Source organism: Helicobacter heilmannii (assembly GCF_001283065.1).
Classification (GTDB): domain Bacteria; phylum Campylobacterota; class Campylobacteria; order Campylobacterales; family Helicobacteraceae; genus Helicobacter; species Helicobacter heilmannii.
The window spans coordinates 15,776-28,196 of record NZ_CDMK01000003.1 but is presented as its reverse complement, the minus strand read 5'-3'; the positions used below and the strand labels follow the sequence as shown (position 1 = coordinate 28,196).

The window sequence follows — 12,421 nt, the reverse complement described above, 5'->3', positions numbered from 1 at the left end:
AAATATACCCTTTATTACAAATCTTAAACAAAAACGCGCAATGGGGGTGTAAATGGTTTCAGCTAAGAACCCGCTACCGCGGGGCTTAATGGGTTTAAAAGGCTTTTTGCACCCCCTAAGACTTCCCCCCCACATTTGAAAAATCCTAAGAAATTTTGGGACTAAAAACCCCAAGGGGGGTCTGATGCTCTTGTGTATTAATCCAAAAATCCTAGATTCGCAAAGCACCAAGTAAATTTAAGTGTAAGGAGAACAAATGACGCTATTTAGCCGCAACGGCACCCTGTATGCCAATGTTACCATCAACGGCCAACGAAGCCGCTTTTCGCTCAAACGCAAGGATACGCCGGCAAACAGGCAATGGGCCCTAACTAACGAGGCGCAAATCATCGCAGAGCGTGTGAAAGGCATTAAGGTGAGCACCGCCGTGAAACGCCGCCTAGAGCGCACCACGGGGCTTAAACCCAGCACGCAACAAACCTTCAAATACAGCTTACAACGCGCCGTAGAAATGCTAACGGGGGGCAAGGACTGCAACACAATGAGCCTTAATAGCACCCATGTTACCAATTTTTACAAACAGCTCATCTGTGGGCACTACAGCCACGCCCACATCAAAACCATGGTCTTTTACCTGAAAGACTTTTTGGAGTTTTGTGAGCAAGAGGGCTTCGTGGAAAAGTCGCCTTTTTTCAAACAGAAAATCACCAACTACAAACCCGCGAAAAAAATCACCCCCCTAAGCCTTGAGCAGATCAAAACGCTCTTGACCCATTGCAAGGATCAAAAGCTCAAAGCGTTTTTAACCACGGCGTTTTTCACCGGTGCGCGCACCGGTGAGCTTTTAGCCCTGCGCTGGGAGGACATTGATTTTAAAAACGACACCATCGCCATCAGGGCGACTTACAACCCCACAAAGCACACCCGCCAAACCCCCAAAACCAAGAGTTCTTACCGCCTCATCGATATGCTGCCCGTGGTCAAACAGGCCTTAATGCAACTTGCACACCGCATGGGTGGCTACGAGCCCCACAGGGGCATTTTTGGGCACGGCCGGATGCGTTTGCATAATGTGGCCTACGGTTGGAAAAATTTACTTAAAGAGCTTGGCATGGCACATACAAAGCTTTACACTACCCGCCACACTTTCGCAAGCTTAATGCTTAGCCGCGGCGAAGACCCCTTGTGGGTGAGCCACACACTCGGGCACAAGAATCTAGAAATCACCTACAGGACCTACGCGCACTACATTCCCCAAGATGCCAAACCCCGCGCGACATTTTTAGAAAAGGAGTTTTAATGCAGACCACCAGCGACCCAAAAAAAGTTCTAGATATCCTCCAGTCTTACACCATCAACAATGCCCTAAGCCTGCAGGCCACCGGGCTTTTGTTCTACATTGCCAATATTGATAAGCGTTACCAAGATTTAACCGGCGCGCTTTGCGCGCAGTTTGAGATCACCGCGCGCACTCTTTGGAAATACATTAACGAGCTTAGGAGACACAACATCTTAAACATCCAGCCGCTTCGCGACACGAGGGGAAAGATCACCGGCAGTTATCTTGTCCGCATAAAAACCCCTGACGGGGGCAATTTACACGAATGCGCTTTTTTCAATCCCGCGCGCAGAGATCACAGGAGTTAGCAATGATTATTAAAGTTAATACCAACGAGCCTTTTACCCGCGTCTCTAACAACATCATCCAAAACTGCAACTTGAGCGTGCAGAGTATGGGTGTGCTCTTGTTTCTCAAGTCTTTGCCCAGCAACTGGCGGCCAAACACCAAGCACCTTTGCAAGACGCTTAAGCTCTCTAAGCGCACTCTTTGGAAATACATTAACGAGCTCGTCGTCGCGGGTGTGCTCGAAATCGCGCGCATTCGTGTTGCTTCTGGCCAGCTCACCGACGAGTATGCGTTTTTGTTCAAGGAGCCCCACCAAGAGCCACAGATTCTAGAGCTCACAAAGCCCCAAGCGCAAAAACCACAAGAAGCGCAAGAGCAAAATGGGGGGGGGTTTCTAAATAAAGAAAAAGGCCGCGCCTTTTTCAAAGAATTAAAAAAAACAACTCCCCAAAAATCGGGGTTGTTCCCCCCGGCCGGGAACTTAAATAAGTTGAGTCCTGTAGACTCAAGTATGTTTAGTGTAGTAGACTCAACTTTACTTAGTGATGAAGGCTCAACCTCGCAAGATGATTTAGCCGCAAATAGCTTGGCCAATTTGCTCCAAGAGTTCGAAAAAAACCCCGCTTTAGTGCAAAAACAGCGCACGGGGGTTTTTGCCCCAAAAACCCTTACAAACCCCGCTGGCGACGGGGTTCCTGCCACAAGCACTAAATCTGCACACATAAAAATAAACATGTATAGTAAAAAGAAACATGATTTTTCTTGCGAGCGCGCGTACGCATGTGAGGCCCCTGAAGTTCAAGAGTCCACTGAAAAAACACGGTCTGTATGTCTGGCTAAGGAGAAATCTTTTATCGTGGGCACTTTAGAAAAGTTTAAGCAACTAGCGGACATGTGTTTTAACTTCGATACAAGCGCGCTAGAGCCTCACGAGGTCCAAGCCTTAGAAAACTTTGTTTCTTACCGCCGTGAGCATTCTAGGCTATCCTACGGCTCTAAAAAGGCTATCCTTGAACGGATGCTAGAGCTCAAAGAAAAGGGGGAGGACCTGGAGGCCTGTGTGGCCTACAGCATGCGCCGGGGTTATCGTGATCTTTTCCCCTTAATCAGCCCCGCCATTGATCGCTTGGAGGATCAAGACTTCGAGGATCAGTTTCACCCCTTATGGGAGGACCGCGCATCGTTGAGGGCTAGGGGCAGGGAGATGTTGGAATCGATGGAGGAATACGGGGAGGAATACGGCCTTTGTGATTTTGACTCTATGTCAGAAGAGGCGTTTGGGTTCGATGATGAGGAGTTTTATGGAAAAGAAGGTTGGGTGGAATTATGAGGGAGATCAAACGATCGAGGGCTTTAAAAATCCATACGGGGACATTTTTTTTAGAGAAAGGGATTTTAGACCTGCTCGACTTTGTGGCGGACATTGAGGGCCAGAGCCGGGCCATCATTGTGGAGCGGGCTATGCGTTATTGTCTGTTGAGCAAAAGGAGAAAAGATGCCCTTAGTTGGAAAAAGTCAAAAAGGATTTATCGACCCCGCTTTAAAGCCCGTCCGAAAAAAGTTTATGGTAAGTCCAAGGATCATCAGTGGGTTTCGCCGCTTTGCTACCGTTTCAAACTTAAGCCAAAATGCCCTACTCAAGCAAGCCATCTTGGAGATGTTAGAGCAACTTGCCAAGGAGAATTTGCTGGTTTATTCAAAGCTCCTAGAGGAGCAGGAGTTTTTGTCTAAATGGGTAGCAGTATGGAAGAGTTGATCGTACACAGTGCGATCGTTTACCCACAGGATTTAGAGGATTTTATAGAGGGCATTCCCCTAGAGTATCTAGAGCCCTCTAACCGTAAGATCATCGATGCCTTGTTGGCGTTGGTACGCGCCAATAGGCTTGTCAATCGGGAAACGCTGATCTTAGAGCTTGGGGAGAAGTTCTGCCAAAGCCAACGATTCCTGGGCGTGTTCGAAGCAGATTACAGTTTGGACTACGCCAACCTAAAGGAGGACTTTAGAAAGTACCTCGGATTGAAGGTACAACGGCGATTAGCGGATGACTTGATCAAGGCATCTTTGAACTCTGAAATCTTCGATGCCGAGTTCATCAACAAGTACATTGACATCGACCCGGGCCAGGCGGGGGCGAGTTTAGCTGAGTATATTAGAGAATTTGCCTTTCTACCCCCCATGCTCAAGCTTTCCACGGGGGTAAGCTTCTTTGACAAAATACTTAAGGGGGGCTTTGAGGTGGCCCGTTTCGTGCTCATCTCAGGGGACGCTGAGACGGGTAAAACACTGCTTTCAGTGCAGTTTATAGAGTTTATGGCCCGCGAGCACAAGGTGGCTTACTTCACCTTCGAGTTTCCCGTGCGTGGCTATGTCGAGCACCTGAAACAGAGGGGGATCAACTTTCCTGCTGAAAACCTCCACTTAGACGGAAACAGCACGCATATTAATGACTTATGCGCACAAATTAAAAGCCTAGCCCGTAGGGGCTTTAAGGCGTTTCTCGTGGATTCTCAAATGCGTGTGATGGGCCATGGGGACCCGATCGACGGTAAGGAGGAGTTTGAAACTTCTAAGTTTGCCCAGTTGTCGTCGCTGGCAAAGTCTTTAGAGGTGTTGATCATCTTGATCATCCAAAATTCTAAAGACGATGCGTTTGCCCCCTTCGGTTCTAAAAAAGGATCTCACGAAGCAGACATCATGTTCCGGATTGAACGGTTAAATAAATCTGAGCTCAAGAAGTTTAGGATTGATGAGGAGCAAAGTTTCTTGCTCCGGAAGGTGGTGGTCTTGAAAAATAAGCAGACGGGGTTACAGACTTACAGGTATTTCCGCATCGATCAAAGGAGCTTTAAGTTTGTGAGTATTGGCGCTAAATCTGGACGGCCTCGTTTGGGCATGTCGGAAAGTTAGAGGGTTCCTGGTGGGAAAAGTTATTTTAAATCTCAGGGACCTTAGGGAGTCTTTGGACATTGTAGAAGTGATCGGGCACTTCATTGAGCTTAAGCGCATAGGCTTTATGTACAAAGCCAAGTGCCCTTTTCACACCGAGCGCACCGCTAGTTTCATGGTCCATCCGCATAAAAGGTTTTTTTATTGTTTCGGGTGTCAAGCTTCAGGGGATGCCATCGGCTTCGTGCGCCAGTATGAGGGTGTCGAGTTTATAGAGGCTGTAGAGCTTGTAGCCCGTTTGTCTAACTTCAACCTCGAGTATGGGTTTAACGCTCGTGTAGAGCCTTTAAAACAAGCTCTAGAGGCCTTAAAGACCCTTAGTGAGCTTGCCAGCTTCGAGCTGTTGGATTCCCCCCAGGGGGCTGGGCCTTTAGAGTATTTGCACCAGCGGGGCTTGAACACCCCTTTGATGAGAGATTTTAAATTGGGGTTTTGTTCGCTAGGGGTTGTTGAAAAAATGCGTGAGAGTTTTTCTGTGGACACCTTAGCTCTTGCGGGCATCTTGAACGACAAAGGTAAGTTCTCGATGCTCTATCGCATTCTCATCCCCGTGCACAACACTAGGGGGGATGTGATCGGTTTTGGAGGGCGTTATCCTTCAAACATCGTACCCCAGCCCTACGCGCGCTATTTGATCTCCAGGAATACAGAGCTTTTTAAAAAATCTAATATCCTCTACAACCTACACAAGGCCATGCCACACATCCTGGAGAAACAACAAGTTATCGTGTGTGAGGGTTTTTTTGATGTCATGGCCTTTGCGCACTTTGGGTATCTTAATGCCGTGTGCAGTATGGGTGTGGCCTTCAGTGAAGTGCATCTAAAAATTCTTATGAAATTGGGCGTTGAAATTGTCTTTGCGTTTGATAACGATGTAGCGGGTCATAAAGCCGCCATAAACGGTTTGGACATGTGTTTTAGGGTTGGGTATGGGTCATGTGCCCTCGTGCGATTTAAGGCTAATTCTGTGCATTCTAGGGCTAAAGATTTAGACAGGTTTTTAAAATCAAATACTAAACCTGAGTTTACTAAAAATGATGGATGGACCTATTTCTGCGGTTATCATATGCGTCCTGAACTTACTTTAGTCCAACGGGATCAGGGTTACGCATTTCTAGAATCTCTTATAGCTTCTTATCCTCCCTTCTTGAAATCTGCATTTCTGTCCAAGTTGCGAAGTTTTCTACCGTTGCAGTCTGATGAGCCTAAAAAAACTTATGCGAATTCTTCAACGATTCCGGATTCTAGGTACTCCCTGGAGGGGCGTATCTTGTGTACCATGCTCGAATCTGAGGAATTTAGGTTTATTTCCTACCGTAACCTATCTACGGAGGATTTCGTACTCAAAGAGGTTTTCTTAGGGATTTTATCGGGGAGTTTGGATGTACACCAAAGGGAGGCTTTAAAGGATCGTTTCATCCCCATTGAATCTAAGTACTGGCAGGTGTGCTTAAGGCGTTTCAAAATGGAGGGTTTAAAGCAGTCTATGCGTGTGGCCATGGATGCCAAGGACTTTAAAATGTTGTGGCTCTTGGATCAAAAGTTAGCCAGTGTTAAACAGGGGATCTAATCTTAAGGCAAATGCGTAATGGAGCGTAGCGTAATGAAGCATTTGCCATGTTTAATTCTTCTTTAATCAGAAGGTGCACCCCAACCCCCGTGTTGCTTTTAGGGGGGGGCGTTTAGCAAGGTTTTTTAAACCCGCTTGGAACTTTCTAGTTAACCCTTTTAATTTTTTGCGCATTTTGCTTAAATTTCAATAAATTTTACAAAAGGTGGTGTTCATGGAAGATCAAGAAGACGGGTTGTTTCCGGGGGCCGCGCGCGATGCGCGCGAAAAAGGCGGAAACGGCGAAAGAGGAGCGGAGAACGGCAAGAGCGGCGAGAACGGCAAGAGCGGCGAGAACGGCAAGAGCGGCGAGGAGAGTGCGAGCGCAGAAGAGCAAGAGCTTGAAGCGCTAAAGCAAGAGCTAGCCCAAGTAGAAGCGAGCCTTGAAACCGACTTTGCCCAATACGCCGCAGAGCATATGGAAGAGTTTGAGCAGGACTTTTGGGATGATCGGGTAGGCTTTGTCAACAAACTCCTACAACTGCAAAATAAGTTTCTACAAGAGAGACTGGGGGACAAAATCCAGCGCGCCCAAGAACTGCAAACCACGATCGCCGGCCAAAGCACCACCAAAGAGCTACAAGCGGGGCAAGAAGCGTTTTTACAAGAGCACCCCGATGCCAATGTCCAAGCCATGGGCGAGTTTTACACCGACGACTTGCCGCCCAAATACAGAAAACAGCTAGACACCCTGAGTGGTAAGGAGTTTTGGAGCGCGCTTTACGAGTTGTACAACGCCTACACGGGGGCGAGCGGGGGGCAAGAAGAAGAAGCGGGCTTGCCCAAACGATTAGAGGGCAATGCGGGGCAAGCTAGCGGCGGGGGGCAAGAAATGGTGATGAATAGATTTTAAGAAAAGGATAAAGAAATGCTACAAGGATTAAACGACATCAACATTGGCAATTGGAAGAATGACCCCAATGTGAGCGTGAAGATCGGACAACAAATAGAAGCGGCGAGTTGGAAAAAATCGCCCTTTGAGCCCTTGACGGGGCGGGGCAGCGATAGAGGTGTTAGGACTTATATTGTGGAGGATAACCAGCCCTACAGACCGCGTTTAAAAGCCCAGCTTAGCGGCTCTGGAGTGAAGGGCAACACGGACTTTAATGTCAACTTTGACAATCTAGAGATTCTGTGCCAAACGATTTACCCTGAAGTGGTGGGCAATGCGATTAAAAGCGAGATCAAGCATTACAGCGCGATGAAACACATCGATTTCATCAAAGAAGCCAGCGACAGCCTGACCGAGTGGATTCAAGCCAAAAGGGATCGGGCCCTGGTCTGTGCTTTGAGCAATGATTTTACAAATGTGGTTGTGTGCGATGAAGTGCACGGCTTTAAAACCCCTGAAAAAACGGCGAATTTGGGCAATTTATACAAGCTCATCCCCGAGTTTACAGCCCAGATCCAAGAAAGAGATACGATGAGCGTTAAGGCGATCCGCCGCGCGATTTTTCAGGCAAGAGCGGGGCTGCGCCACGACAATAAACAAAGTTTCCCCCTAAAACCCATTAGAAGCGAGATGATCACGACGGGTGGGATCACCGTTCAAAACTACAGCTATATCATATTACTTGATAGTTTCGCTATCAACCAACTTAAGAGCGACCCTGAATATCAAGAAATCCAAAAATACGCGGGGGATCGGGGGGCTAAAAACGCGCTGTTTACCGGCATTGTGGGTGTGATCGACAATTGCCCCATTTTGGATATGGGGGTGTGGACCTCTATGAATGTTGGGCTTTTGAACTCAGAAGTTGAAGATGCAGACTTTGAAACGCATTTAAATAAACAAAATGTTACCCGTGTTACGCCGCCTAGCGCGTATGCGGGGAGCGTGCCCGTGTCTATTGGGGCTTTAATTGGGGCCAGCGCGCTGGTGCTTGCGGGCAATGCATCCATTAATTTTTACATCAATGAAACCGAAGACGCGGGACGGAAAACGATTTGCGGGGTGGATCGCATTCTAGGTGTGAGCAAAGCCCGTTTCAACAGCGCAAACGGCGTGCCCAGCGTTTACGACAATACAGATTTTGCGGTGATAGGGCTTTTCAGTGCAAAGGTGTAGCGTGGAAAATTTGCAGCCAAAGCAGGGTGAAATCACCCTATGTTTAGATTTAGAGAAGAGCGCAAATTTTAAAGTAATGCCCTTTGTGGCGTTGATTTTAGACCCCAGTAAAAGGATGTTTTATGTTGCAGAAAGTCAAAAACATTAGCTATTTATGTAAAGTGCCCTTTGGCCTCGATGAAGAAGAAAAGCAGTTGGCCATTTTGCCCAATGGGGCTGAGATTGTGAGCTTGTCTTTAGAAGTGGTGCACTCTTTAAGCGGCTGCAGTGTGGACATTGGGCTAAAAGAAGACCCCGAGTTTTTCTTTAGCGGTGTGGATTGTGGGGCGAAAGAAGTGGAGGACAGCTCCAAGCCCTTTTGTGCTCTAAAAAATGAAGTGATCATTGCCAACATCAAAGGCTTTAAAGAGAAGAAAAAAGAAGTTAAAAAGCCTGTAGCCAAGCCAGCGGGGAGCACAGCGGATACACTCACCGCCCCAGCTAAACCAGCCCCAAAAGAAAAAGAAGAGGAAGAAGAGCCTTTATGTATCTTTCGCATGCAGTACTTCTTGCCCTCTGAAATCACGCTAGAGGTGTGAAGTGGCGGGCTTTAATTTAAACTTAAGCCCGATGATGAGCAAGGCGGCGATGGGCGTAGGGCTAGGCTTAGATGTGCTCAATATCGGTATGGGGCTTTTTAACACCATACAGGGTGCCCAAAACGCGCAAAAGCAAATTAATGAAATGAAGCGGGCAAATGATCTAGCTAGAGCGCAATTTATGGAGGAGACCAAACGATACAACTCCAGAGAAGCCGAGCGCATGCAGGCCAATGAGCAAATGGGTCAAAGCGCGAATTTATACGACATGAGCGCTCCAAACGGGGCCCAAGAGAGCGCGCCTATGGAGAGAAATTAATGCGCCCCGTGTATTTTCCCAGCCCCGGGCAAGTGCTTTTAAGCTCTAGGTATGGGGCGATTAAAGCGCGTTTTAGCGTGCAAGGCACAACCACACTGCCCATTAGCGACTATAGCGAGCTTTACGCGTACCAAAACTCTAGCGGGGTGTATAAATTTGCGGTGTGCAGGGGGGAGGGGGTCTTAAATTACCAAGATTATCCTAGAGCCTTGAATTTTTACAATTTGGATTTAACGCTTTTGGATGCGTATTTGGTGCAAGGGCGTTTTTTAGAGGGGGCGGATTTTAGGGCGATAGAACTTGTCAAGGCATTTTTAGGGGTGTGTGATCTCAACGCTTCTAAAAATGCCTTGTATTTAAACCCCCCGTTTTTTGAAGAAGTGCAGGAGGTGTTTGTCCATGCTCTCGATTCTTGATGTGATTGACCGCATAAGGAGCCGTCTTAAGGATGATAATTACGATAATTTGCGTTTTAGCACGAATGAGATCATCGACGCGATCAACACCACCTGTACGACTTTGATTTTAGAGTTCAAGCTGAATAAATTTAAACGAAGCGAGTTGTTGACCAAGCAGACTCCTTTTATCCAGTGCCATTACTTGCTAGGGGTGGAAGAGGCGTTGTTTAACACTAAGCCACTTGAAAGAAGGGTGAGTGTCCCTCAAAATGGGGGGGAATTGTGTTTGCTCATTCAGGGGGATAAGATCAGCGTAACGCCCTTTGTGTCGGGGTTTTTGTCTGTGGTGTATAACTATTACGATCCGCTCACGGACGCAGAGGGGTTTTTGCCCTTGCCCGATTTGTCCACCAATGCTTTAGTTTACGGCAGTTTGGGGCTGCTGCTAGAAATCCCCACAGACGAGCAAAACATGCAAAAAATCGCGGTGATCAAAAACCTTCACAAAGAAGCGAAAAATGTGCTTGCGCTCTACTTAAACAGCCTTTATTCGAGCAAAAACTACCATTCAAGGGTTGTCCGTGTGTAACTTAATTTTAGATTTTAGGAATTTTGGATACAATAACCCTTGTGGTCAGGCCCGCCTCAAGCGAGCCCCCAAAGTGGTTAATATAGCGGAGTGGGTACGAAAACCGCTAAAACCACAAGGATTATCAGTAACCTCATATGGGTTTCTCCTTTCTAGGGAGTACCCCACTACTTTCCCTGCCCCTCAAACAAAACTTAAAGCTTTGCGATACGCCAAGTACCCGAAAGTTAGCCCATATGGTATCCAGTGGCCTTATTATAGCAAAGTCTGTAACTTAATTTTAGATTTTAGGAATTTTGGATACAATAACCCTCGTGGTCAGGCCCGCCTCAAGCGAGCCCCCAAAGTGGTTAATATAATGGTTGTGCTAGGACCATCACGACCACGAGAATTACAAGGTATCTCATGTTGGTACTCCTTTCTAAGGAGTTACCCACTTGCCCCTTTGCCCTCTCAGCATAGACTAAACCATGCGATACACCAAAGCACAAAGAAATACCAACACTGTATCCAGTGGCCTTATTATAGCAGAGTCTGTAACTTAATTTTAGATTTTAGGAATTTTGGATACAATAACCCTTGTGATGGGTCCGCCCTTGCGGGCAGACCCCCCGAACGGGTTAGTGTAATGGTTGGGCTAACAAGACCATTACAATCACAAGGATTACAAAAAATCGCATGTTGGTACTCCTTTCTAAGGAGTTACCCACTCATCCTTTTTCCTCTCAAACGCTTTATTTGCGTGATACGCCAAAATAGCCAAAAGAAATACCAACACTGTATCCAGTGGCCTTATTATAGCAAAGTCTGTAACTTAATTTTAGATTTTAGGAATTTTGGATACAATAACCCTTGTGCGGGGCACCAAGAGTGCCCCTCTTTCTCTGTTAGTGCAATGGCGTTACTAGCACCATTAGCAACACAAGGGCTATTAATAGCTTCATGTCGGCACTCCTTTCCGGGGAGTACCCCACTTATCCCCCTGCCTCTCAAACACAGCTTAAGCCATGTGATACGCCAAAATGTAGTAAAAAAGAAATACCAACACTGTATCCAGTGGCCTTATTATAGCAGAGTCTGTAACTTAATTTTAGATTTAAAAAAATTTGGATACAATAGCTCGTGTGGCAAGCACGCCCATTTGAATGAGCGCAGATGGGCGTTTATGGTTTCCATGCAACCATCACAGCCACAAGAGCTTTTAACAAGTGCATTCCGGTCCTTTATAAGTGGCTTGTTTGGCTCAATTGCCCCCGAAACGACATACAACAAAACGGCAACCGTTGACAAAACGGCAACCGTTTTACCCTCTCAGCGACAGCCTAAACACGAAGGGGGGGCAATTGAATATTAACCGCTTCATCCGCAATTTTTTAACACTAAGGTCCGCCTTAGAAGAGCAAAACTTCAGCTCTAAAGAACTCAACAACCTCTGTATGCAAGGGGCTTTAGAGTATGAAAAGCTGCACTTGCAAGAAATGCAACAGGGCTTAGAAGAGGCGAAACTAAGCCTAGAAGCCGCCCAAGTGAAGGCAAAAATTGAAATTGAAGTGAGCAATGCTAAGCATGATTTAGAGCTTAAAAGGGCCAATGCCTTAAACGCCTTGATCCAGTGCACCAGCATGCTTAAGAGCTTGAAGGACAACGCCGCGATCAATAGGGCGAATGCCTATGTAGGCTTTTTGCAAGTGGTGGGAAATGCCACCAACACCAGCGCTATAACCTCCCACGCGAATAATGTGATCCGCACCATTAACCAAATTGGGATCGCCAACACGAATGGGCGGTTAGAGGGCATTCTAGATCGCTTAGCAAACGAGTTAAATACCCTAGACCCCCTGCAAGATGTCGGCCAAGATGTGCAGGTGTTCGCCCAAAGTTTAGAGACCTTGCCCGGCCACCCCGTGAAGGTGTGGGGCATTAGCCTTTTAACCAACTCTACCGATCGCTTTAGCGTGGATGGCCGTTATATTTGCAGCGGCACTAGCATGCTTTTTAGTCAAAACGCCCCGGGCACTTACGCCATCACCTTCAGCAGTTCAAACAACAAACACAGCGTGAGCAAGACGATCAATATCCAAGTAAACGCCCAAGAATTGCCCACACAACATAAAAGGAGCTAGCGATGGCGCAAGATGATTTAGAAGAAAACCAAAACCAAGAAGCCCAAGCGCAAGACATAGAAGAAGAAGCCCAAGCGCAAGAAGAAGGGACAGAAGAGCAAGACACACAAGAAGAAGACACAGAAGCGCAAGAAACTGAAGAAAACCAAGAAGCCCAAGCG

Annotated in this window: 13 protein-coding genes; all 13 read left to right on the top strand. The window is 47.0% G+C overall.

The window, feature by feature from the left end; translation table 11 throughout:
- The first annotated feature begins 256 nt into the window (after window positions 1-256).
- The 13 genes from AOG36_RS06670 to AOG36_RS06610 all read left to right on the top strand — a co-directional run bounded on the left by AOG36_RS06670 (window position 257) and on the right by AOG36_RS06610 (window position 12,260).
- Window positions 257-1,300 (top strand): site-specific integrase, encoded by a 1,044-nt coding sequence (locus AOG36_RS06670; RefSeq protein WP_015106668.1) that lies wholly within the window; start codon window positions 257-259, stop codon window positions 1,298-1,300.
- Window positions 1,300-1,647, top strand: a complete 348-nt coding sequence (locus tag AOG36_RS06665; RefSeq protein ID WP_015106667.1) for a hypothetical protein — start codon at window positions 1,300-1,302, stop codon at window positions 1,645-1,647. The genes AOG36_RS06670 and AOG36_RS06665 overlap by 1 nt, the downstream gene beginning before the upstream one ends.
- A gap of 2 nt (window positions 1,648-1,649) precedes the next feature.
- Entirely contained in the window at window positions 1,650-2,957 is a 1,308-nt protein-coding gene (locus AOG36_RS06660; RefSeq protein WP_053825758.1) for a phage replication initiator YdaU family protein, read from the top strand.
- Between the two features lie 165 nt (window positions 2,958-3,122).
- Window positions 3,123-3,383: a hypothetical protein gene (locus tag AOG36_RS06655; RefSeq protein WP_015106664.1), complete on the top strand. Its 261-nt coding sequence runs from the start codon at window positions 3,123-3,125 to the stop codon at window positions 3,381-3,383.
- Complete coding sequence (locus AOG36_RS06650; RefSeq protein ID WP_015106663.1) at window positions 3,371-4,537, top strand: RAD55 family ATPase; 1,167 nt, start codon at window positions 3,371-3,373, stop codon at window positions 4,535-4,537. Before AOG36_RS06655 ends, AOG36_RS06650 begins: the two co-directional genes overlap by 13 nt.
- A 10-nt stretch (window positions 4,538-4,547) precedes the next feature.
- On the top strand, window positions 4,548-6,146 hold the full coding sequence (gene dnaG / locus AOG36_RS06645) for a DNA primase (RefSeq protein WP_157866674.1): 1,599 nt from the start codon (window positions 4,548-4,550) through the stop codon (window positions 6,144-6,146).
- Between the two features lie 214 nt (window positions 6,147-6,360).
- Complete coding sequence (locus tag AOG36_RS06640; RefSeq protein WP_015106660.1) at window positions 6,361-7,038, top strand: hypothetical protein; 678 nt, start codon at window positions 6,361-6,363, stop codon at window positions 7,036-7,038.
- 15 nt (window positions 7,039-7,053) lie between these two features.
- On the top strand, window positions 7,054-8,253 hold the full coding sequence (locus AOG36_RS06635) for a phage capsid family protein (RefSeq protein ID WP_015106659.1): 1,200 nt from the start codon (window positions 7,054-7,056) through the stop codon (window positions 8,251-8,253).
- Window positions 8,254-8,375: 122 nt separating this feature from the next.
- Window positions 8,376-8,831, top strand: a complete 456-nt coding sequence (locus tag AOG36_RS06630) for a hypothetical protein (protein ID WP_053825756.1) — start codon at window positions 8,376-8,378, stop codon at window positions 8,829-8,831.
- Window position 8,832: 1 nt separating this feature from the next.
- Window positions 8,833-9,150 carry a hypothetical protein gene (locus AOG36_RS06625; protein ID WP_015106656.1) on the top strand — a complete coding sequence of 106 codons (318 nt, stop codon included), beginning with the start codon at window positions 8,833-8,835 and terminating at the stop codon, window positions 9,148-9,150.
- A complete protein-coding gene (locus tag AOG36_RS06620; protein WP_015106655.1) occupies window positions 9,150-9,566 on the top strand; it encodes a hypothetical protein in 417 nt (138 codons plus the stop codon). The genes AOG36_RS06625 and AOG36_RS06620 overlap by 1 nt, the downstream gene beginning before the upstream one ends.
- Window positions 9,550-10,137 carry a hypothetical protein gene (locus AOG36_RS06615; RefSeq protein ID WP_015106654.1) on the top strand — a complete coding sequence of 196 codons (588 nt, stop codon included), beginning with the start codon at window positions 9,550-9,552 and terminating at the stop codon, window positions 10,135-10,137. The genes AOG36_RS06620 and AOG36_RS06615 overlap by 17 nt, the downstream gene beginning before the upstream one ends.
- A gap of 1,343 nt (window positions 10,138-11,480) precedes the next feature.
- Entirely contained in the window at window positions 11,481-12,260 is a 780-nt protein-coding gene (locus AOG36_RS06610; RefSeq protein ID WP_015106652.1) for a hypothetical protein, read from the top strand.
- The last annotated feature ends 161 nt before the right edge of the window (window positions 12,261-12,421 follow it).